This is a genomic window from Proteus cibi (assembly GCF_003144405.1).
Lineage (GTDB): Bacteria > Pseudomonadota > Gammaproteobacteria > Enterobacterales > Enterobacteriaceae > Proteus > Proteus cibi.
The window spans coordinates 112,841-134,205 of the sequence record NZ_PENW01000015.1; the positions used below are offsets into that span (position 1 = coordinate 112,841).

The window sequence follows — 21,365 nt, forward strand, 5'->3', positions numbered from 1 at the left end:
TGACTGCCTTACCACAGGTGAGCCAGCATCATGCGTGCTAATCTATAATTTAGTCGTAATGATGTAACCGTAAACACAATAGATTGGTAAAAAAATGGCAGATTTAATTGAATGGGATGATTTTCTACGTGTAGAAATGAGAGTGGGAACGATTATTAGTGCAGAAATAAATAAAAAAGCTAATAAACCAGCTTATGTTATGGATGTTGATTTGGGCGAATTAGGCATAAAGCGTTCAAGTGCTCAAATTACGGTAAACTACACACCGGAAGAGCTTGTGGGGCGTCGTATTTTATGTGTATGCAATTTTCCAGTTAAACGCATTGCAGGTATAAAATCTGAGGTGTTAATTACAGGAGCACCTGATGAAACGGGAGCCATTGTATTAGCTGAGTTTAACTTGCCTTTACCAAATGGCTCTCGTTTAGCATAAGTATTTTGATAAGACACTCTTAAATAGTGATGTTCTGCTGAGTTTTGATATAGTAATTATTCAATAGCAGGATGGATATAAAGGAGTGTCTTTTGTTATTACCTCAATTGCATTTGCGCTGTTATACACAAGAGACGGTATCTCATCAGCATGATAATTTATGGCAGATTATTTTCGGGCTTTCAGGTTCGATGGAAGTTAATTTCAATCGAGAAGACTTTCTGATTTCTAATCAAAACTGTTTGATTATCCCCCCAACGATTCATCATGCCTTTTCAGGCAATATAGATAATAAAAATCTTATCCTAGAACTTCCTGCAACTTCGCAATGGCAATTAAGTGAGAAAGGTGGGCAATTTGCGTTATCACCGGCAGCCATGAGTTTATTAGAGTGGCTACATCAATATCCCCAATCACCAGATCAATATTCAACGATCACACGCTTGTTACTCGCTCAAATGAAAATACAAAAAGGTTGGCGTGATAATCTGGATACTTGGTTAGCAAATAAGTTACATACACCATTAACAACACATGATATTGCTTTTGCTTTTAATACATCAGCGAGTACGTTACAACGAAAAATGAAAGCAGAGGTAGGAGTGTCTGTGATGCAATATGTCACTCAACAGCGACTTAGCAAAGCCGCTGAATTATTAAAATACACATCAGTCAATATTGAAAATATTGCTTTAGCAGTAGGATATGATTCGCACTCGGCATTTAGTCAGGCATTTCGTCAATACTTTAATAAAAGTCCTACTGAATATCGACAAGGTTAAGCCATTACACCACTTTATTTTCTGTCGAATAAACTCGGGGACATAATTTATCGAAGGCGAGTGTAAATAGATAGGTATAGATAAAGAAGAACACTAATATAGTGATTTCCATACTTATTGCTTTGATAAAACCCACATTATACCACCACATATAAAGTGGAATGGTAAAAAAGAACAGACCTAATTCAAAACTTATTGCATGGGTAAGTCGTACCATCACTGTACGTTTTTTGATTTTTAGTTTTGACTCAATTAATTCAAAGAAAGAATTAAAAATATAGTTCCAAATCAAGGCAATAATAGAAACAGCGATTGCAACGGGAAGTGAATTATGTGATTGGCTTTGGCTTAATATTGCAAGTAAAACAGTGCTTAATAAAATAGCGAGAGTTTCAAAAGTAATTGCATAGACTAATTTACGCGCGCGCGGTTTTAGATAAAACACCTTATATACCTTTATGTTAACAATGAAGGTTCTGGTCCGCCCCAGAGAATGTTATTTTAAAGCCACGGTTTCCGCTTGCTTATTATAGTAGTCAATTTAAATAAAAAATTCTATCTATCTCCCTGTATTAAAAAAGAGATATTAAAATTACCTAAGAGATAAATGTATAAATATTTACAGTCTGTGATAAGATCCCCTCTGAGTTGCGATAAGGCTCAGTGATGCTACAGATATTTATAAAATAAATATGTGTACATAGCTGTGTACAAACCTCGCGAGGTAAAGTGAGAAATTGTCGTAACGTACTGAATATATACGAAATAAAAAGCTTACAAGTGATCTTGCGTATGGGTCACCACTGTAAATAAGGATTTTAAATGCCAATTATTACTCTTCCTGACGGAAGCCAACGTCAATTTGAAAATGCAGTTTCTGTCATGGATGTCGCTGCAGATATCGGTCCTGGACTAGCGAAAGCATGTATTGCAGGCCGTGTTAATGGTGAGCTGGTGGATGCTTGTGAATTAATCGAACATGATGCAAATCTAGCGATTATCACCGCAAAAGATGATGAAGGTCTTGAAATTATTCGTCACTCTTGTGCCCACTTATTGGGACATGCGATTAAACAATTATGGCCACACACCAAAATGGCGATTGGTCCTGTTATTGAAAATGGATTCTACTATGATGTGGATTTAGACCATTCTCTAACACAGGAAGATTTAGACACTCTAGAAAAACGCATGCTAGAGTTGGCGAAAACAGATTATGACGTGATTAAAAAACGCGTAAGCTGGGCTGAAGCTCGTGAAACATTTGTTTCTCGTGGTGAAGATTATAAAGTTGCTATTCTTGACGAAAATATTAGCCAAGATTCTCAACCAGGTCTTTATCATCATCAAGAATATGTTGATATGTGCCGTGGGCCACACGTTCCAAACATGCGTTTCTGTCATAACTTCAAATTACAGAAGATCGCAGGTGCATATTGGCGCGGTAATAGCGATAATAAAATGCTACAACGCATTTATGGTACAGCTTGGGCTGATAAGAAACAGTTAAAAGCTTACTTAGATCGCTTAGAAGAAGCGGCTAAACGTGACCACCGCAAAATTGGTAAACAGCTTGATTTATATCATATGCAAGAAGAAGCGCCGGGTATGGCTTTCTGGCATAATGATGGCTGGACGATTTTCCGTGAGTTAGAAACATTTGTACGTTGTAAATTAAAAGAATATGATTACCAAGAAGTAAAAGGTCCATTTATGATGGATCGTGTTCTTTGGGAAAAAACAGGTCACTGGGAAAACTACAAAGAAAACATGTTCACAACATCTTCAGAGAACCGTGAATATTGTATCAAACCAATGAACTGCCCAGGTCACGTACAAATCTTCAAACAAGGTTTACGTTCTTACCGTGATTTGCCATTACGTATGGCTGAATTCGGTAGTTGCCATCGTAATGAACCATCAGGTGCATTGCATGGTTTAATGCGTGTTCGTGGCTTTACACAAGACGATGCGCATATCTTCTGTACTGAAGAACAAATTTTAAGTGAAGTAAATGACTGCATCAAATTGATTTATGATGTATATTCTACTTTCGGATTTGAAAAAATCGTTGTTAAGCTGTCTACTCGTCCAGAAAAACGTATCGGTGAAGATGCATTATGGGATGTTGCTGAAGCAGACTTAGCAAAAGCCTTAACTGATAACAATATTGAATTTGAATATCAGCCAGGCGAAGGGGCGTTTTATGGCCCTAAAATTGAATTTACACTTTACGATTGTTTAGATCGTGCATGGCAGTGTGGTACAGTGCAATTAGACTTCTCACTACCAGGTCGTTTAGGCGCATCTTATGTTGCCGAAAACAACGAGCGTAAAGTACCTGTTATGTTACACCGAGCAGTGCTAGGGTCCTTAGAACGTTTTATTGGTATTCTGACAGAAGAATACGCAGGATTCTTCCCAACTTGGTTAGCACCACAGCAGGTTGTCGTGATGAATATCACGGATGGACAGGCTGATTATGTACAAAAACTCGTCAAAGAATTGCAAGATGCCGGAATTCGTGCAAAAGCAGACTTGAGAAATGAGAAGATTGGCTTTAAAATTCGTGAACATACTTTACGTCGTGTTCCGTACATGCTTGTCTGTGGCGATAAAGAAGTTGAATCAGGCAAAGTGGCGGTTCGTACTCGTCGAGGAAAAGACCTCGGCAGTATTGACGTTAACGAATTTAAAGAAAAACTTCTGCAAGAAATTAGAAGCAGAAGTCTTCATCAGTTGGAGGAATAAGGTATTAAAGGCGGAAAAAGAATTCAATCAACGCGTCAGAATCGCATCAATGGTGAGATTCGCGCTCATGAAGTTCGTTTAACAGGTTTAGATGGCGAACAGATTGGAGTTGTTAGTCTGAAAGAGGCTCTTGAGAAAGCCGAGGAAGCAGGTGCTGATTTAGTTGAAATTAGTCCTAATGCCGAGCCGCCGGTTTGTCGTATTATGGACTACGGCAAATTCCTCTATGAGAAAAGTAAGACTCTCAAAGAACAGAAAAAGAAACAAAAAGTTATTCAGGTTAAGGAAGTTAAATTCCGTCCTGGTACAGATGAAGGCGACTATCAGGTCAAACTACGCAACCTGATTCGTTTTCTTGAAGATGGCGATAAAGCCAAAGTCACACTGCGTTTCCGTGGTCGTGAAATGGCACACCAACAAATCGGTATGGAAATGCTTAACCGCATCCGTGAAGATTTGGATGAACTGGCAGCTGTTGAATCTTTCCCTAATAAGATTGAAGGGCGTCAGATGATCATGGTGTTAGCGCCGAAGAAGAAATAGTCGGGCAATTCAAGTAATAGCGTCAGCCTTTAAAGGCTGATTGCTATTCGCCTTATTATTTTATGTTATTAACAATGCGAAGTGGATTATAGAAATGCCAAAGATTAAAACAGTACGCGGCGCAGCTAAGCGCTTTAAAAAAACTGCTGGTGGTGGCTTCAAGCGCAAGCATGCTAACCTCCGTCACATTCTGACTAAAAAATCAACTAAGCGTAAACGTCATTTACGTCCAAAAGGCATGGTCTCTAAAGGAGATTTAGGTCTGGTCGTAGCTTGCTTACCATACGCATAAGTATCACTTTTTTAACAGAATATAGACATCTAGGAGTTTAATATGGCTCGTGCTAAACGTGGTGTTATCGCCCGTGCTCGTCACAAGAAAATTTTAAAGCAAGCTAAAGGTTATTACGGTGCACGTTCACGTGTATATCGTGTAGCTTTCCAGGCTGTAATCAAAGCTGGTCAATATGCGTACCGTGACCGTCGTCAGAAAAAACGTCAGTTCCGTCAGTTGTGGATTGCGCGTATCAACGCAGCAGCTCGTCAGAACGGTATGTCTTATAGCCGTTTCATCAATGGTCTGAAAAAAGCATCCATTGAAATCGACCGTAAGATTCTGGCTGACATCGCTGTATTCGACAAAGTTGCATTCGCAGCTTTAGTTGAAAAAGCGAAAGGTGCTCTGGCTTAATTATTTATTAAGCAATGGAAGAGGGAGTTTTCTCCCTCTTTTATTTTGTCTAAATTTGTGGCTTAATGATATAAATTCAATAAGTTAATATTTTAAGAGACATTACTAATGTTAAATATCGCTTTTTTCCGTTTCTTTTTTTACTTTAGCGCCTAATTTTAGGGGGCTTTTGCGCGTAAGAAAAGAAACGAAAAGTAGCGCCTGAGCCTCCAATATGGAGGCTTTTTTGTTTTCAGATCCCCATACAGGGTTAGAAACCAAAAAGGGCAATTTTATTCGTCATCATTGATAACAACTAATAGACCTTATCAGGTCAAAGGAAGAGGAAACGATGCCACATCTCGCTGAACTCGTTGCTCAAGCTAAAGCAGCTATCGAAGAGGCACAGGATGTTGCTGCGCTGGATTCGGTTCGTGTTGAATACTTGGGGAAAAAAGGTCATTTAACGCTTCAGATGTCCACGCTGCGCGACTTACCCGCGGAAGATCGTCCAGCTGCAGGGGCTGTCATTAATCAGGCTAAACAAGAGGTTCAGCAAGCGCTGAACACGCGTAAAGATTACCTTGAATCAGCACTATTAAACGAACGTTTATCTGCTGAGAAAATCGATGTGTCTTTACCTGGTCGCCGTATTGAAAATGGTGGTCTACACCCAGTAACTCGTACAATTGAACGTATTGAAACTTTCTTTGGCGAATTAGGGTTTTCTGTAGAATCTGGCCCTGAAATCGAAGATGATTATCATAACTTTGATGCGTTGAATATTCCTGCACATCACCCAGCAAGAGCCGACCACGATACTTTCTGGTTTGATGCAAAACGTTTACTGCGTACACAAACATCAGGTGTACAAATTCGTACCATGCAAGATAAACAGCCACCTATTCGCATCATCGCGCCAGGTCGCGTATATCGTAATGACTACGATCAGACTCACACCCCAATGTTCCATCAAATTGAAGGCTTAATTGTTGATAAAGACATTAGCTTTACCAATTTAAAAGGGACACTACACGATTTCCTGAAAAACTTTTTTGAAGAAGATATGGAAATTCGTTTCCGTCCTTCTTATTTCCCATTCACAGAGCCTTCTGCAGAAGTTGATGTAATGGGTAAGAATGGTAAATGGTTAGAAGTGTTGGGCTGCGGTATGGTTCACCCAAATGTATTACGCAATGTAGGTATCGATCCTGAAGTTTATTCAGGTTTTGCGTTCGGTATGGGTATGGAACGTCTGACTATGTTACGTTACGGTGTCACCGATTTGCGTTCATTCTTCGAAAATGATCTTCGTTTCCTCAAACAGTTTAAATAAGGTGGGATTATCTCATGAAATTCAGTGAACTTTGGTTACGTGAGTGGGTAAACCCAGCGATTAGTAGCGAAGCGCTTTCTGAACAACTGACAATGGCGGGCCTTGAAGTTGATGGTGTTGAAGCTGTTGCTGGTGATTTTCACGGTGTATTTGTAGGTGAAGTTGTTGAATGTGGACAACACCCTAATGCGGATAAATTACGTGTAACGAAAGTTAACGTAGGTGGTGACAGATTACTCGATATCGTTTGTGGTGCACCTAACTGCCGTCAAGGCTTAAAAGTTGCGGTTGCAACCGTTGGCGCTGTATTACCCGGCGATTTCAAAATTAAAGCAGCAAAACTACGTGGTGAACCTTCAGAAGGTATGCTGTGCTCATTTTCTGAATTAGCGATTTCAGAAAACCATGAAGGTATTATTGAATTACCTGCTGATGCACCTATTGGTATGGATATTCGTGAATACTTAAAATTAAATGATAATGCGATTGAGATTAGTGTTACACCAAATCGTGCGGATTGTTTAGGTATTTTAGGTGTTGCTCGTGATATCGCTGTTATCAATAAAATGGAATGCCAAGTACCTGATATGTCGCCAGTTACGGCAACATCTTCAGCAACATTCCCTGTGCGTGTTGAAGCGCCAGAAGCGTGTCCGCGTTATTTAGGTCGTGTTTTCACTAATATGAATGTGAAAGCAAAAACACCTTTATGGATACAGGAAAAGTTACGCCGTGGTGGCATTCGTTCTATTGACCCAATTGTGGATATTACTAACTTTATTCTACTTGAAATGGGTCAACCACTGCATGCGTTTGATCTTGATCGCGTTGACGGTGCTGTTGTTGTTCGTATGGGTAAAGAAGGTGAAAAACTGACTTTACTTGATGGCAATGAAATTACATTAAAAGATGATGTGTTAGTTATTGCCGATGAAAAACAAGCATTAGGCATGGCGGGTATTTTCGGTGGTGAATCATCAGGTGTTAATGAAGAAACGAAAAATGTTTTCTTAGAGTGTGCATTCTTCTCTCCATTATCTATTACAGGTCGCGCACGTCGCTATGGCTTACATACTGATGCCTCTCACCGTTTTGAGCGTGGCGTTGATTCTGAGCTACAATACAAAGCAATTGAACGTGCAACTAAGTTACTGTTAGAAATTTGTGGTGGTGAAGTTGGTGAAGTCATTGATGTAACCAATAAAGCACATCTACCTAATATTGCGCCAGTGAAATTAACACGTAAAAAATTAGACCGTTTATTAGGTCACGTGATTGACGATGCACAAGTTCTGGATTCATTAACTCGCTTAGGGTTCAAAGTTTCTGTTGAAAGTGATGGCTGGTTAGCAATAGTTCCTTCATGGCGTTTCGATGTTCAAATCGAAGAAGACCTGATTGAAGAGGTTGCTCGCATTTATGGTTACAACAATATTCCAGATGTGCCATTACGCGCTGATTTGGTGATGACCAATCATCGCGAAGCAAACTTATCATTAAAACGCGTTAAAACAATGCTAGTCGACAACGGCTTCCAAGAAGCCATTACTTATAGCTTTGTTGATCCTAAAGTCCAATCTTTATTACATCCAAATGAAGAAGCATTAATTCTGCCTAATCCAATTTCAGCAGATATGTCAGCAATGAGACTGTCTTTATTAACCGGATTATTGACTACAACTGTATATAATCAGAACCGTCAACAATCAAGAGTTAGGTTATTTGAAGCTGGTCTGCGTTTTGTTCCTGATAATCAAGCAGAATATGGAATACGTCAGGAACTTATGTTAGCTGGTGTGATCGCGGGCAACCGTTATGAAGAACATTGGAGTTTAGAGAAGCAAACTGTTGATTTCTTTGATTTGAAAGGTAATATTGAATCAATTCTGGAATTGACAGGCCAGCTAGATGAAATTACATTTAAACCAGCTAATCATTCAGCACTTCATCCGGGACAAAGTGCTGGGATTTATCTGAGAAATGAATATATTGGCTGTATTGGCGTTGTTCATCCAGAGCTTGAACGTAAACTTGACTTAAACGGTCGTACGGTAGTATTCGAAATACGTTGGAATGCAATTGCAAATCGCAGTTTACCACAAGCAAAAGCAATTTCTCGTTACCCTTCGAATCGTAGAGATATCGCTGTAGTTGTTCCGAATGATGTTGCTGCAGAAGATATTTTAGCCGAATGTAAGAAAGTTGGCGGAAATCAAATAGTTGGCATAAACTTATTTGATGTGTATTGTGGTAAGGGAGTAGCAGAGGGCTATAAAAGCCTCGCTATTAGCATAATCTTGCAGGATATCGAGCATACACTGGAAGAAGATGAGATTGCTGCCACAGTGAGTAACTGTGTAGCAGCATTGAAACAGCGATTCCAAGCATCCTTGAGGGACTAGACCTATGGCGCTTACAAAAGCTGAAATGGCAGAAAATCTGTTTGAAAAACTTGGTGTTAGCAAACGCGATGCAAAAGACCTTGTAGAATCCTTTTTTGAGGAAGTGCGTCGTTCTCTTGAAAACGGGGAACAGGTGAAGCTGTCTGGATTCGGAAACTTTGACCTACGTGATAAAAATCAGCGCCCAGGTCGTAATCCGAAAACTGGGGAAGACATTCCTATTACAGCTCGCCGTGTTGTTACTTTCCGCCCAGGACAAAAGTTAAAAAGCCGGGTTGAGAGCGCGACACCAAAAGAATAAGATTTAAAAAACATCCAAAACGGCTTTCTTTGAAAGCCGTTTTTTTATCATTATTATCAGTATCTAATTTTGATAATAAACACATTGGGATGTTTATATTTATCAATATAGTCTGAATAGATATTTCTATTTGGATGGCATCTTTTTATTATCTTTCTTTTCATTTTTATTCTTTCTTTTTATCTCTTGTCTGCACCAATATTGTGGTAATTAATCTCCATTTTTTCTTCGTTGTTAGAGACAAATTGACATGTTCTAAATTTAGTTTTTCATCATTGAATGAGAACATGTTATGTTGCTAAAAAATTATTTTATAAATAAAAGTAGTAAGAGCCGTTGTTGCATGGATAGGGAATAAAATGAATAAAGAAGTTAATCCTCTGATTAAATTTACTCAAAGACAACGCATTGGTGACAGAAAAAAGCTGTTTCTAATGGTGTTAGTATTATGTTTCTTGTTTATTTTTTCCCTCTCTGTTGGTGAGATTTCGTTATTCCCACATCAATGGTTAACAGAGGAAGCTCATTTATTTGTTTGGCAGATCCGTTTACCCAGAATACTTGCAGTAGTGACGGTTGGTGCTAGCCTAGCAATTGCAGGTGCCATTATGCAGGCCCTATTTCAAAATCCACTCGCAGAGCCAGGATTGCTAGGTGTAAGTAGTGGTGCGGGAGTGTGTGTTGTATTACTTATTGTTTTACAAATTGGATTAAGTCCTTGGTTAATAAGTAGTGCGGCGATATTCGGTGCATTAGGAATTACGCTCTTATTAATGTTTTTTACTCGAATAAAAAAGTTATCTAATGCTCAGTTATTATTAATTGGTGTGGCATTAGGCGTTATGGCAAGCGCGATAATGACCTGGCTTGTTTATTTCAGTTCAGCTTTGGATTTAAGACAATTAATGTATTGGTTGATGGGAAGCTTTAGTGGTATTGATTGGCGTCATCAAATCTTATTTTGGGCTCTTATACCCATTGTCTTAATTCTTATTCTACAAGCCGATGTTCTTAATTATTTATCTCTGGGGTCATTCAGAGCAAAGCAATTAGGTATAGCCGTTAATCAATGGCGAAATTGGTTTATTTTAGCTGTCGGGTTATTGATAGGGCTAAGTGTTGCTTTAGCGGGGGCTATAAGTTTTGTAGGACTTGTTGTACCACATTTATTACGACTATGTGGATTAACTCATTATAAAACCTTGCTACCAGCGTGTGCGCTTTCTGGGGGCGGATTGCTATTGCTTGCTGATCTGCTATCTCGATTGATTTTAAATGGTGCAGAAGTTCCGATAGGGGTAATTACAGCAACGCTTGGAGCGCCTTTATTTATCTGGTTATTGGCAACAAAAGAAATGGGACGTTTGTAATATGGTGTTACTTAAACTTGATCATTTAAGTGTTAATAATGGACGACTTAACACATTTACAGAACAAGTAAACTATGGCGAACGTGTCCACTTAATTGGCGCTAATGGTGCGGGAAAAAGCACACTTTTAATGGCGATCGCGGGAGAGCTTCCATTTAGTGGTGAAATTATTCTAAACGAAACCTCAATAAGACATTATAAATATGATGATCTTTCTAGAATGCAGAGCATGGTTATACAACAATTGGAAGCTTTGTCATTTATGCCTGTTTTTCATTATCTCTCGCTATATCATAAATTGTCTAAAATGGATGATCAGCAATTAAACATGCTGTTAAATGATTTTAAAATTGACAAATTATTGTCAAAAAACATTCATCATTTATCGGGAGGTGAGTGGCAGAGGGTTAGAATTGTTGGCGCATTTATTCAACTATGGTCAAGTTATGATTTAAAAGGGAAATTAATGTTACTTGATGAACCAACGAATAATTTAGATGTCATACAGTTGGCGATTTTGGACAAGTGGATTGAGGCGTTTTGCCAGCAAGGTGGTGCCGTTATTATGAGTTCACATAATTTGAATCACTCCTATCAAAAAGCAGACAGAGTTTGGCTCATAAAAGAGGGATATTTGGTTAATTCTGGCGCATCTGCACTCTTATTGGACGAAAAGTTATTATCAACTACATTTAATACAAATATCAAGTGCATCAATGATGTTGATCATATTGATTGGCGGGTTTTGCAATAATATGGCTATTGTTAAGCTTATCCCCAAGTAATTATTAAGGTTTTTTTAATGTTTTCTTAATAAGACGGATGTCGGTGAACAATAGTTTGTATATAATTGTTTTTTATTCATTCATTAATTAGGCTACATTTTTATGAGTCACTTCCTTCCTTTCTCTCGCCCTGCGATTGGCGATGAAGAAATCAAAGCCGTTGAGGATGTACTGCGTTCAGGTTGGATTACAACAGGCCCTCAAAACCATCAATTAGAGCAAGATTTTTGTGAGAAATTTGGTAGCAAACATGCTATCGCAATTTGTTCTGCCACTGCGGGTATGCATGTTGTTTTAATGGCGATGGGAATTGGCGCTGGTGATGAAGTTATCACACCATCACAAACATGGGTTTCGACGATAAACATCATTACATTACTTGGTGCAGAGCCTGTGATGATTGATGTTGACCGTGACACTTTGATGGTGAGTGCAGAAGATGTCAAAAAAGCGATTACACCTAGAACAAAAGCAATTATTCCGGTTCATTATGCAGGTGCACCTTGCGATCTTGATGCATTACGAAAAGTTGCACAAGATGCAGGTATTCCTCTTATTGAAGATGCCGCGCATGCTATTGGTACTCGCTATAAAAATGAATGGATTGGTGAGAAAGGAACTTCTATTTTCTCTTTTCACGCAATTAAGAACGTAACTTGTGCAGAAGGCGGATTAGTTGTTACTGATAATGACGAATTAGCCAATAGAGTACGTTGTTTAAAATTCCACGGTTTAGGGGTAGACGCCTTTGATAGACAAATTCAAGGTCGTAAACCTCAAGCAGAAGTTGTTGAACCTGGTTATAAATACAACTTATCTGATATTCATGCAGCGATAGCTGTGGTGCAATTAGGGCGTTTAGATGAAATGAATGCTAAACGTGCTGGGTTAGTGGCATTGTATCGTGAAAAACTCAAAGACTCTCCATTAGAGATGCTGAGTGTCCCTGACTATTCACATTTACATGCAAACCACCTATTTATGGTGAGAGTTGATAAAAATGTCTGTGGTATCGATCGTGATACCTTTATGGAGAAATTGAAGCAAAAAGATATTGGTACAGGGCTTCATTTTCGTGCAGCGCACACACAAAAATATTATCGTGAGCGCTATCCTTCTTTATCCCTTCCTCAATCAGAATGGAACTCTGCAACGTTATGCTCGCTGCCTTTGTTTCCTGATATGAATAATGAAGATGTCATTCGCGTTGTAGATGCGATCAATGAAATTCTTTCGGAGCATATTTAAGTGTCAACATTTGATGAAATCAAGAAAGTATCGGTTGTAATCCCCGTTTATAACGAGGAAGAGAGCCTTCCTCAGCTTTTAGAACGTACAATTAAAAGCTGTAAACAATTAGAACAAGAATATGAACTGATCCTTGTTGATGATGGTAGTAGTGACAATTCAGCTAAGATGTTAGAAGAAGCGGCTGCAATTGAAGAAAATCACGTTATTGCAATTATTTTAAACCGTAATTACGGCCAACACTCCGCAATTATGGCTGGTTTTAATCAGGCTGATGGTGATTTAGTGATCACATTGGATGCTGATTTACAAAATCCACCTGAAGAGATCCCAAGACTTGTCGCGACGGCTGAAGATGGGTATGACGTTGTCGGAACTCGTCGTCGTAACCGTCAAGATTCATGGTTTCGTAAAACGGCTTCAAAAATGATCAACTCAATGATCACTAAAGCAACGGGTCGCTCTATGGGGGACTACGGTTGTATGCTACGTGCTTATCGTCGCCACATTGTTGACGCAATGTTACAGTGTCACGAAAGAAGTACATTTATTCCTATTCTAGCGAACACATTCGCTCGTCGTACTATTGAAATTGATGTCGCACACGCAGAACGTGAATATGGCGATTCAAAATACAGTTTTTTAAAGCTGATTAATTTAATGTACGACCTATTAACTTGTCTTACCACGGCACCATTACGTTTATTAAGCATCGTCGGCAGTGTGATCGCTGTATCTGGCTTTGTTTTAGCCTTATTGTTGATTATTTTACGTATTATTTTCGGTGCAATGTGGGCCGCTGAAGGTGTATTTACACTTTTCGCAATCTTATTTATGTTTATCGGAGCGCAGTTCGTAGCAATGGGCTTATTAGGTGAATATATAGGCCGAATTTATAATGATGTAAGAGCGCGTCCTCGGTATTTTATCCAAAAAGTGGTTGGCGTTAATAAACCCAACGAAGATCAGGAAAAAGACTAATGAAAGCAATAGTATTTGCCTATCACGATATTGGCTGTGTTGGTTTAAAAGCACTTGAAAAAGCAGGCTATGATATCCAAGCTGTATTTACCCACACTGACGATCCTAATGAAAATCATTTCTTCTCATCTGTTGCTCGCGTGAGTGCAGAAATGGGATTGACAGTATTTGCACCCGAAAATGTCAATCATCCATTGTGGATTGAACGTATTCGTGAAATGAAACCTGATGTCATTTTTTCTTTCTATTATCGTCACATGTTAAGTGATGAGATCCTGAATTTGGCACCTAAAGGCGCATTTAATTTACACGGTTCTTTATTACCAAAATATCGTGGTCGCGCACCAATTAACTGGGCGATTGTGAACGGTGAAACAGAAACGGGTGTTACTTTACATAAAATGACAGCGAAAGCTGATGCTGGTGATATCGTTGCTCAAGAAAAAGTCACCATTGCAGATAATGATACTTCTCTGATTTTACATGAAAAAGTAAGAGAAGCGGCTAATCAGTTACTTGCTAGCGCATTACCACATATTGCATCAGGTGATTATTCAACAACTGCACAAGATGAAAGCCAAGCAACTTATTTTGGCCGTCGTTGCGCTGATGATGGTTTAATTGATTGGAATACAGATGCAAAAACAGTCCACAATTTAGTACGTGCGGTTACAGAACCATACCCTGGTGCATTTACTTTCTTAGGTGAACGCAAAATGATTATCTGGCGTTCACGCGCTGTTGCTGATAATCAAGGCAAACGCCCTGGTACTGTTATTTCAACAGAGCCGTTAGTGATTGCATGTGCGAAAGGTGCAATTGAAGTTGTTACTGGTCAAAGTGAAAATGGTCTTTATGTTCAAGGTAGTCGTTTAGCGGCTGAAATGGGCATTGTGACTGATGTTCGCGTTGGACCAAAAGCGACTGCACAAGTTAAACGCCGTAAACGTGTTCTGATTTTAGGTGTGAATGGCTTTATTGGTAACCATTTGACAGAGCGTCTATTGAAAGATGATAACTACGATATCTATGGTATGGATATTGGTTCTTCTGCCATTGAGCGCTTTATTGGTAATCCACGTTTCCATTTTATTGAAGGAGACGTGAGCATTCATACTGAATGGATTGAATACCACATTAAAAAATGTGACGTTATTCTGCCATTAGTGGCTATTGCAACGCCAATTGAATATACCCGTAACCCATTACGTGTATTTGAATTAGACTTTGAAGAAAACTTAAAAATTGTACGTTATTGCGTTAAATATAATAAACGTATTATTTTCCCATCCACATCAGAAGTTTATGGTATGTGTGATGATAAAGAATTTGACGAAGATAATTCACGTCTGATTGTTGGTCCAATTAATAAACAACGTTGGATTTACTCTGTATCTAAACAGTTATTAGACCGAGTTATTTGGGCTTATGGTGCTAAAGAAGGTCTGAAATTTACATTATTCCGTCCATTTAACTGGATGGGACCTCGTTTAGATAACTTAAATTCAGCACGTATTGGTAGCTCTCGTGCAATTACACAATTAATTCTGAATTTAGTTGAAGGTTCACCAATTAAGTTGGTTGATGGTGGTGAGCAAAAACGTTGTTTCACTGATATCAATGACGGTATTGAAGCTTTATTCCGTATTATTGAAAACCGTGATAATAAATGTGATGGTCAAATTATCAATATCGGTAACCCAACTAACGAAGCAAGTATTCGTGAATTAGCAGAAATGCTGTTAGATTGCTTTGAGAAACATGAGTTACGTGGTCACTTCCCTCCATTTGCTGGCTTCAAGAAAATTGAAAGTAGCAGTTACTATGGTAAAGGCTACCAAGATGTTGAACACCGTAAGCCAAGCATTAAAAACGCAGAGCGTTTATTGGATTGGAAACCAAGTATTGAAACTCGTCAAACAGTAGAAGAAACATTAGATTTCTTCTTACGTGGCGCAGTTGAAGAATTAGGCACTAAATAGGAATAAATAATGAAGAAAGTTGGTTTGAGAGTTGATGTGGATACTTATCAAGGAACGAAGCAAGGTATTCCACAACTGCTGGATGTATTTGCCAGATATAACATTCATGCCAGCTTCTTCTTTAGTGTGGGGCCAGATAATATGGGGCGCCATTTATGGCGCCTTTTAAAGCCTAAATTTTTATGGAAAATGCTGAGATCTAATGCTGCATCACTGTATGGCTTAGATATTTTATTAGCAGGAACCGCGTGGCCGGGCAAAAAAATTGCTAAAAATTTAGGTTATTTGATGAAAGAAACCCAAGATGCGGGACATGAAGTTGGATTGCATTCATGGGATCATCAAGGTTGGCAAGCAAAAGTTGGGCGCTGGTCAACAGAAGAATTAATGCAACAAGTTCGTTTAGGTGTCGAAGCACTGGAAAAAGCACTTGAAAACCCTGTAAAATGTTCAGCAGTTGCTGGATGGCGAGCAGATGAACGCGTATTAACAGTTAAAGAAACTTTTCAATTCGATTACAATAGCGATTGTCGTGGAACGCATCCTTTTAGGCCTATTTTAGAAAATGGTTCTATCGGTACGGTGCAAATTCCAGTAACATTACCAACTTATGATGAAGTTGTTGGTACAAAGGTAAAGGATGAAGATTTTAATCAATTTATTATTGATGAAATCAAAAAAGACAGTGGAATACCTGTTTATACTATCCATACCGAAGTTGAAGGAATGTCAAAAGCTGCTCAATTTGAGCAATTATTGGCAATGATTGCAAATGAAGGCATCGAATTCTGTCCGTTAAGCGATTTATTACCACAAGATAAAGAAACGCTTCCGATGGGTAAAGTTGTTCGATCTGACTTTCCAGGTCGAGAAGGCTGGTTAGGGTGCCAACAAGAGGTCTAACGAAACTATGTTGAATAACCGGGCGAGTAAAATCGGGGCCATCCTCTTGGCTCTTTTTTTTGTTCTTACCTACTTATTTCCATTGAACAGCCGGTTATTATGGCAACCAGATGAAACCCGTTATGCGGAAATTAGCCGTGAAATGGTGGTGAGCGGGAACTGGATTGTTCCTCATATGCTTGATATTCGCTATTTTGAAAAGCCCGTAGCTGGTTATTGGATTAATAATGTTAGCCAATTAATTTTTGGTCACACCAATTTTGCTGTGCGCTTTGGCTCTGTTATTTCTATTCTTTTAAGCACATTACTTGTCTATTTATTGGCAAGAATGATGTGGCGTAATCGTCAAGTCGCTTTTGTTTCTAGCTTAATCTATTTATCCATGTTCTTAGTGTTTAGTGTCGGTACATACAGCGTATTAGATCCTATGTTGGCACTTTGGGTTACTGCGAGTATGGTTTGCTGTTTTTGGGCGCTTAAAGCTACCACAGTAAAAACACGAATATTAGCGTGGATAACATTAGGGCTTGCATGTGGTATGGCATTTATGACTAAAGGCTTTTTAGCGTTAGCTATTCCGGTCATTGTCATGATACCTATTACGCTGTATCAAAAACAGTTTACGCAAATGTTGCTCTATGGCTTACTGGCCGTATTTAGTGCCGCATTAATTAGTTTGCCGTGGGTATTGGCTATTGCAAAAGCAGAACCTGATTATTGGCACTATTTTTTCTGGGTTGAACACATCCAGCGTTTTTCGGGTGAAGATGCTCAACATAGTTCTCCATTTTGGTACTATATCCCCGTTGTCTTATTGGGTGTGATCCCTTGGCTTGGATTACTTCCTGGCGCATTAATGGGTGCTTGGAAGAAAAGACGTAAACGTCCTGAATTATTCTTCTTATTATGCTGGTTTGTCGTTCCGTTCTTATTTTTCAGTATTGCGAAAGGTAAGCTACCGACTTATATGTTGCCATTTATGGCACCACTAGCAATGTTAATGGCAAAATATGGCGTAGATTGTGCACGCAAATTTAGAATGAAAGCACTGCGTATTAACGGTTATATCAATATCTTTATTGGTGTTGCTGTTGTTATCGCTATTTTAGTTATTCAGCTCGTCTCTTCAAAACCTATTTATATGCCATATGAATGGTCAAAATGGGTATTAGCTATAGTGGCATTCTCATTATGGGGCATTATTGGTTATCTTTGCTCTACACTTAATGGAAAACATTGGTTATGGGCAGCGTCTTGTTCGCTAGGTGTAAGCTTATGTATCGGTCAAGCAATACCAAATAGCAGCGTAGATGGAAAGTTACCTCAAGAATTTATTCGCCAAAATATAGAGACATTAAACGCAAGCAAATACATTGTGAGCAATAGTGTTGGTGTCGGTGCGGGATTGGCGTGGGAATTACAGCGTAGCGATATCTACCTTTATGAAAGAACAGGCGAATTGACTTATGGTGTCGAAGAGTACCCAGATTCTCATCATAAATTAATTAAACCTGATAATTTTGCTCAATGGTTAGAAGAAGCAAGAAAAGAAGGGAATGTTTCAGTTGTTATTACTTTTAAAGATCCTAAGAAGTTAGCACAATTGCCAAGACCTGAAGAACTGGTGACAAACCATCGAGTCGCTATTTTAACTTATGAGAAGCGTAATTAATGTCATTTGTTTTATTGCTAATCGTGAGTTTTTTGACCTGCATTGGTCAAGTATGTCAAAAACAAGCGGTGGTTAGCTGGCAAACTGACTCATTAACAAAAGCCAGAAAAACGATTTTCTGGCTTTTTGTTGCAATTGCTATGCTTGGTTTAGGCATGTTGTTTTGGCTACGATTATTACAAATCCTTCCTCTAAGTATTGCTTATCCAATGTTAAGTATTAACTTTATTGTGGTGACATTAATTGGTCAGTTTGTTTATAAAGAGCCCGTTAATATAAAACATTGGATTGGTATCGCGTCAATTATGGTTGGTATTATATTGATGAGTATACAAGTATGAAAGGCTATCTATGGGCGGTGGGAAGCGCGTTATTAGTGACAGTAGCTCAATTGTTGCTAAAATTTGGCATGTCTGAATTACCGGCTTTACAGCTAGAAAAACAGTGGTTTGATTTTTCATGGTTATGGGTCAATGTCACGCCACTCGCTATCGTGTTTGCTGGTCTTGTCGGTTATGTTCTTTCTATGGTTTGTTGGCTATTCACTCTACGTACCATTCCTTTAAATAAAGCCTATCCTCTGATCAGCTTGAGTTATGTGTTTGTTTATATTCTTGCCGTGATATTACCTTGGTTTCAAGAAACACCATCATGGACAAAAACAATAGGTGTAGCATTTATCATGGTTGGAGTGTGGTTAATAAGTCAAAAAACGAAAGAAGCACAAGCTCATTAACTTAATGATTGTAGAATTTATTTTTTGAACCTTGTTGTTAATTGTGCGGTTTATGCTACCAATCATCACTCATTCATCTTCAATAACTTGTTTTTGCTTAAAAAAGCAGATAGATTTTAAAATCTATGGGTAACAATAATGGTGGATGTAATGAGAAAGTCCGTTTTTTATCCTTTCTTACTCTGTATTATTCTGCTGGCTGGGTGTTCATCTAGCCCGTCTAAGCGTATTCCACCCGCACCGCCTTTAAAAACACAACTTTCTGATCCCATCATGGTTATAGTGCAATTAAAATCGCAACTTGAACAATGGTATGGTACGCCATACAGCTATGGTGGAATGACGTCTTCTGGCATTGATTGTTCAGGCTTTGTATATAAAACTTACAGTGATCGTTTCGACATAAAGCTTCCTCGAATGACCATTGATCAAACCAAATATGGTACACAGATCAGTAAAAGTGATTTAATGCCCGGTGATTTGGTTTTCTTCAAGACAGGTGGTGGTGAAAATGGGCTTCATGTTGGTATTTATGATACTGATAATACATTTATCCACGCATCAACTAGCAAAGGGGTCACTCGTTCATCCCTTGACAACGTCTATTGGAAAAAGACATTCTGGCAAGCTCGCCGATTGTAGTTTCGTGCCATTTAACAGCCTAATATATTGAGAGTTATGGTATCTTATACCTTATTTTCTTCATATAGGTATTCCTTATGTCAGGCAAATTGCGTCTGTTAATTTCCGAGTCTTATGATCCTTGGTTTAACCTTGCTGTTGAAGAGTGTATTTTTAGACAAATGCCCGCTGATCAACGCGTACTTTTCCTTTGGCGTAACGATAATACGGTCGTTATTGGTCGAGCACAAAATCCATGGAAAGAATGTAATACCCGTAAAATGGATGAAGATGGTGTGAAATTAGCTCGTCGTTCGAGTGGTGGCGGTGCTGTTTTTCATGATCTGGGCAATACTTGTTTTACCTTTATGGCAGGAAAGCCAGAATATAATAAAACGATTTCAACTCAAATTATTCTGGATGGATTATTAAAAGCGGGCATTAATGCTACGGCATCAGGACGTAACGATTTGGTGGTTCCTCAAGAAGATGGTGAAAGAAAGGTGTCTGGATCAGCCTATAAAGAGACTAAAGATCGTGGCTTTCATCATGGCACATTATTAATAAATGCTAACTTATCTAGATTAGCTAATTACCTCAATCCAGATCCGAAAAAACTTCAAGCTAAAGGGATCACTTCTGTACGCTCTCGCGTTGCTAATTTGGTCGAGCTCAAACCTAATATCACGCATGAAAAACTGTGTGAAACTATCACTGAAAGTTTTTTTGAATATTATGGTGAGCGAGTAGAAGCAGAAATGATTTCACCACAAAAATTACCTGATTTACCCGGTTTTGAAGAAACATTCGCTAAGCAAAGTAGTTGGGAATGGAATTTTGGACAAGCACCTGCATTTTCACATCTTTTAGATCATCGTTTTAAATGGGGTGGAGTTGAACTACATTTTGATATTGAGCGTGGCAACGTTATTAGAAGCCAAATATATACAGACAGTTTAGATCCTGCGCCATTAGAAGCATTATCAGAGATGTTGGTAGGGCAACGTTATACACCTGAGTCACTAAAAGGGCTTATTGAGCAACTCATTCAGCGATACCCTAATAATAAAATAGAGCTTAATGAGCTTCAAGAATGGCTTGTGACGGCGATAGCGTGATTTTTATCTACGTTATAAAATAATAAAAACCAGCTAAAAAGCTGGTTTTTTTATGAGGAATAATGTGATGCGAAATTGATTAGTGATTTTCACATGACATAAAGCAATGAATGTCTGGCATTTTGCCATTTTCTCTAAATTTAGCGGGTGTAGTATTGAAATGCTTTTTAAAGATACGTGTAAACGTTGCTTGAGAGCTAAAGCCATACATTAAAGCGATATCTAAAATAGACATGTCTTTTTCTTGTAATGATTTAGCGGCTTCTAATAAGCGACGTTTACGAACATATTCGCCTAATGTGCAGCCTTTAAAATCTTTAAAAATACGTTGCAAGTGCCACTTTGAGTAGCCACTTTTATTTGCAATCGTATCAATTTTTATACCTTCGTTACGTTGTAACTGGGTTTCTAACCATTTCAGAATATCATTAACGACATTTTCAGCCATAAAACCTCCCACAAAAATGGTGGGGACATAGTGCCCAAGTAAATAGAATAGTAACGCATGTTATTTATAATCTATTTTAAGCATGGAGAAAATAACAGGTAGGCAAAAAGTGCTTTTCGTGATTGATAATCATTATCATAATAATAGGTGTGACTTATACAGTTAAAGTAAAGTTCAGTTTACTAAATCTTTCTGATGAAAAACGTCATTTTGTATGACTTTTACTTTATTGAATTTGTTGATTTATTTTTTCAGTTTTACGGCTCTGTTATACCTTTTATTT

23 protein-coding genes and 1 other annotated feature are annotated in these 21,365 nt (G+C 38.5%); of the genes, 21 read left to right on the forward strand and 2 right to left on the reverse strand.

Annotation, left to right across the window (positions count from 1 at the left end):
- The first annotated feature begins 94 nt into the window (after nucleotides 1-94).
- Both DK865_RS08160 and DK865_RS08165 read left to right on the forward strand, forming a co-directional pair.
- Nucleotides 95-433: a tRNA-binding protein gene (locus tag DK865_RS08160; protein ID WP_023582390.1), complete on the forward strand. Its 339-nt coding sequence runs from the start codon at nucleotides 95-97 to the stop codon at nucleotides 431-433.
- Nucleotides 434-525: 92 nt separating this feature from the next.
- Complete coding sequence (locus DK865_RS08165) at nucleotides 526-1,215, forward strand: AraC family transcriptional regulator (RefSeq protein ID WP_109391639.1); 690 nt, start codon at nucleotides 526-528, stop codon at nucleotides 1,213-1,215.
- Nucleotides 1,216-1,219: 4 nt separating this feature from the next.
- On the opposite strand, the gene DK865_RS08170 is transcribed toward DK865_RS08165, so the two are convergent.
- Nucleotides 1,220-1,660: a PACE efflux transporter gene (locus tag DK865_RS08170; RefSeq protein WP_036913250.1), complete on the reverse strand. Its 441-nt coding sequence runs from the start codon at nucleotides 1,658-1,660 to the stop codon at nucleotides 1,220-1,222.
- A 377-nt stretch (nucleotides 1,661-2,037) separates the two neighbouring features.
- On the opposite strand from DK865_RS08170, the gene thrS reads away from it, so the two are divergent.
- The 19 genes from thrS to DK865_RS08260 all read left to right on the forward strand — a co-directional run bounded on the left by thrS (nucleotide 2,038) and on the right by DK865_RS08260 (nucleotide 20,634).
- Complete coding sequence (gene thrS / locus DK865_RS08175) at nucleotides 2,038-3,966, forward strand: threonine--tRNA ligase (RefSeq protein WP_023582384.1); 1,929 nt, start codon at nucleotides 2,038-2,040, stop codon at nucleotides 3,964-3,966.
- A 3-nt stretch (nucleotides 3,967-3,969) separates the two neighbouring features.
- Nucleotides 3,970-4,509 (forward strand): translation initiation factor IF-3, encoded by a 540-nt coding sequence (gene infC / locus DK865_RS08180; protein ID WP_036937410.1) that lies wholly within the window; start codon nucleotides 3,970-3,972, stop codon nucleotides 4,507-4,509.
- A 94-nt stretch (nucleotides 4,510-4,603) separates the two neighbouring features.
- Entirely contained in the window at nucleotides 4,604-4,801 is a 198-nt protein-coding gene (gene rpmI / locus DK865_RS08185; RefSeq protein WP_004263702.1) for a 50S ribosomal protein L35, read from the forward strand.
- Between the two features lie 42 nt (nucleotides 4,802-4,843).
- A complete protein-coding gene (gene rplT / locus DK865_RS08190) occupies nucleotides 4,844-5,200 on the forward strand; it encodes a 50S ribosomal protein L20 (RefSeq protein WP_006537111.1) in 357 nt (118 codons plus the stop codon).
- A gap of 107 nt (nucleotides 5,201-5,307) precedes the next feature.
- Nucleotides 5,308-5,431 (forward strand) — a sequence feature (Phe leader region).
- Entirely contained in the window at nucleotides 5,309-5,356 is a 48-nt protein-coding gene (gene pheM, locus DK865_RS19050) for a pheST operon leader peptide PheM (protein ID WP_120655563.1), read from the forward strand. It overlaps the preceding feature by 48 nt.
- Before the next feature lie 100 nt (nucleotides 5,432-5,531).
- On the forward strand, nucleotides 5,532-6,515 hold the full coding sequence (pheS, locus tag DK865_RS08195; RefSeq protein ID WP_023582383.1) for a phenylalanine--tRNA ligase subunit alpha: 984 nt from the start codon (nucleotides 5,532-5,534) through the stop codon (nucleotides 6,513-6,515).
- A 14-nt stretch (nucleotides 6,516-6,529) separates the two neighbouring features.
- Nucleotides 6,530-8,917 carry a phenylalanine--tRNA ligase subunit beta gene (gene pheT / locus DK865_RS08200; protein ID WP_109391640.1) on the forward strand — a complete coding sequence of 796 codons (2,388 nt, stop codon included), beginning with the start codon at nucleotides 6,530-6,532 and terminating at the stop codon, nucleotides 8,915-8,917.
- A 4-nt stretch (nucleotides 8,918-8,921) separates the two neighbouring features.
- Nucleotides 8,922-9,218 (forward strand): integration host factor subunit alpha, encoded by a 297-nt coding sequence (gene ihfA / locus DK865_RS08205; RefSeq protein WP_023582381.1) that lies wholly within the window; start codon nucleotides 8,922-8,924, stop codon nucleotides 9,216-9,218.
- Nucleotides 9,219-9,577: 359 nt separating this feature from the next.
- Entirely contained in the window at nucleotides 9,578-10,588 is a 1,011-nt protein-coding gene (btuC, locus tag DK865_RS08210) for a vitamin B12 ABC transporter permease BtuC (protein ID WP_109391641.1), read from the forward strand.
- A gap of 1 nt (nucleotide 10,589) precedes the next feature.
- Nucleotides 10,590-11,342 (forward strand): vitamin B12 ABC transporter ATP-binding protein BtuD, encoded by a 753-nt coding sequence (locus DK865_RS08215; RefSeq protein WP_109391642.1) that lies wholly within the window; start codon nucleotides 10,590-10,592, stop codon nucleotides 11,340-11,342.
- 133 nt (nucleotides 11,343-11,475) lie between these two features.
- A complete protein-coding gene (arnB, locus tag DK865_RS08220) occupies nucleotides 11,476-12,621 on the forward strand; it encodes a UDP-4-amino-4-deoxy-L-arabinose aminotransferase (protein WP_023582378.1) in 1,146 nt (381 codons plus the stop codon).
- Nucleotides 12,622-13,602: an undecaprenyl-phosphate 4-deoxy-4-formamido-L-arabinose transferase gene (gene arnC / locus DK865_RS08225; RefSeq protein WP_036913243.1), complete on the forward strand. Its 981-nt coding sequence runs from the start codon at nucleotides 12,622-12,624 to the stop codon at nucleotides 13,600-13,602. It abuts the gene before it with no gap.
- Nucleotides 13,602-15,584, forward strand: a complete 1,983-nt coding sequence (arnA, locus tag DK865_RS08230; protein WP_023582377.1) for a bifunctional UDP-4-amino-4-deoxy-L-arabinose formyltransferase/UDP-glucuronic acid oxidase ArnA — start codon at nucleotides 13,602-13,604, stop codon at nucleotides 15,582-15,584. The genes arnC and arnA overlap by 1 nt, the downstream gene beginning before the upstream one ends.
- A gap of 9 nt (nucleotides 15,585-15,593) precedes the next feature.
- A complete protein-coding gene (gene arnD / locus DK865_RS08235) occupies nucleotides 15,594-16,487 on the forward strand; it encodes a 4-deoxy-4-formamido-L-arabinose-phosphoundecaprenol deformylase (protein WP_109391643.1) in 894 nt (297 codons plus the stop codon).
- A gap of 7 nt (nucleotides 16,488-16,494) precedes the next feature.
- Nucleotides 16,495-18,159, forward strand: coding sequence for a lipid IV(A) 4-amino-4-deoxy-L-arabinosyltransferase (gene arnT / locus DK865_RS08240; protein WP_023582375.1), 1,665 nt, complete (start codon nucleotides 16,495-16,497; stop codon nucleotides 18,157-18,159).
- Entirely contained in the window at nucleotides 18,159-18,500 is a 342-nt protein-coding gene (gene arnE / locus DK865_RS08245) for a 4-amino-4-deoxy-L-arabinose-phosphoundecaprenol flippase subunit ArnE (protein ID WP_023582374.1), read from the forward strand. The genes arnT and arnE overlap by 1 nt, the downstream gene beginning before the upstream one ends.
- Nucleotides 18,497-18,895, forward strand: a complete 399-nt coding sequence (gene arnF / locus DK865_RS08250) for a 4-amino-4-deoxy-L-arabinose-phosphoundecaprenol flippase subunit ArnF (RefSeq protein WP_109391644.1) — start codon at nucleotides 18,497-18,499, stop codon at nucleotides 18,893-18,895. Before arnE ends, arnF begins: the two co-directional genes overlap by 4 nt.
- Before the next feature lie 150 nt (nucleotides 18,896-19,045).
- Complete coding sequence (locus tag DK865_RS08255; protein ID WP_036913240.1) at nucleotides 19,046-19,537, forward strand: C40 family peptidase; 492 nt, start codon at nucleotides 19,046-19,048, stop codon at nucleotides 19,535-19,537.
- 77 nt (nucleotides 19,538-19,614) lie between these two features.
- A complete protein-coding gene (locus DK865_RS08260) occupies nucleotides 19,615-20,634 on the forward strand; it encodes a lipoate--protein ligase A (RefSeq protein ID WP_023582371.1) in 1,020 nt (339 codons plus the stop codon).
- Between the two features lie 79 nt (nucleotides 20,635-20,713).
- Here DK865_RS08260 and DK865_RS08265 read toward each other — a convergent pair whose 3' ends face one another.
- A complete protein-coding gene (locus DK865_RS08265; RefSeq protein WP_036913237.1) occupies nucleotides 20,714-21,082 on the reverse strand; it encodes a helix-turn-helix domain-containing protein in 369 nt (122 codons plus the stop codon).
- Nucleotides 21,083-21,365: the final 283 nt, after the last annotated feature.

Bases quoted from the DNA above. Each gene is read 5' to 3' on its own strand.
- DK865_RS08160 (WP_023582390.1), top strand. From the start codon at position 95: ATGGCAGATTTAATTGAATGGGATGATTTTCTACGTGTAGAAATGAGA.
- thrS (WP_023582384.1), top strand. From the start codon at position 2,038: ATGCCAATTATTACTCTTCCTGACGGAAGCCAACGTCAATTTGAAAAT.
- rpmI (WP_004263702.1), top strand. From the start codon at position 4,604: ATGCCAAAGATTAAAACAGTACGCGGCGCAGCTAAGCGCTTTAAAAAA.
- rplT (WP_006537111.1), top strand. From the start codon at position 4,844: ATGGCTCGTGCTAAACGTGGTGTTATCGCCCGTGCTCGTCACAAGAAA.
- pheS (WP_023582383.1), top strand. From the start codon at position 5,532: ATGCCACATCTCGCTGAACTCGTTGCTCAAGCTAAAGCAGCTATCGAA.
- pheT (WP_109391640.1), top strand. From the start codon at position 6,530: ATGAAATTCAGTGAACTTTGGTTACGTGAGTGGGTAAACCCAGCGATT.
- ihfA (WP_023582381.1), top strand. From the start codon at position 8,922: ATGGCGCTTACAAAAGCTGAAATGGCAGAAAATCTGTTTGAAAAACTT.
- btuC (WP_109391641.1), top strand. From the start codon at position 9,578: ATGAATAAAGAAGTTAATCCTCTGATTAAATTTACTCAAAGACAACGC.
- DK865_RS08215 (WP_109391642.1), top strand. From the start codon at position 10,590: ATGGTGTTACTTAAACTTGATCATTTAAGTGTTAATAATGGACGACTT.
- arnB (WP_023582378.1), top strand. From the start codon at position 11,476: ATGAGTCACTTCCTTCCTTTCTCTCGCCCTGCGATTGGCGATGAAGAA.
- arnA (WP_023582377.1), top strand. From the start codon at position 13,602: ATGAAAGCAATAGTATTTGCCTATCACGATATTGGCTGTGTTGGTTTA.
- arnD (WP_109391643.1), top strand. From the start codon at position 15,594: ATGAAGAAAGTTGGTTTGAGAGTTGATGTGGATACTTATCAAGGAACG.
- arnT (WP_023582375.1), top strand. From the start codon at position 16,495: ATGTTGAATAACCGGGCGAGTAAAATCGGGGCCATCCTCTTGGCTCTT.
- arnE (WP_023582374.1), top strand. From the start codon at position 18,159: ATGTCATTTGTTTTATTGCTAATCGTGAGTTTTTTGACCTGCATTGGT.
- arnF (WP_109391644.1), top strand. From the start codon at position 18,497: ATGAAAGGCTATCTATGGGCGGTGGGAAGCGCGTTATTAGTGACAGTA.
- DK865_RS08255 (WP_036913240.1), top strand. From the start codon at position 19,046: ATGAGAAAGTCCGTTTTTTATCCTTTCTTACTCTGTATTATTCTGCTG.
- DK865_RS08260 (WP_023582371.1), top strand. From the start codon at position 19,615: ATGTCAGGCAAATTGCGTCTGTTAATTTCCGAGTCTTATGATCCTTGG.
- DK865_RS08265 (WP_036913237.1), bottom strand. From the start codon at position 21,082: ATGGCTGAAAATGTCGTTAATGATATTCTGAAATGGTTAGAAACCCAG.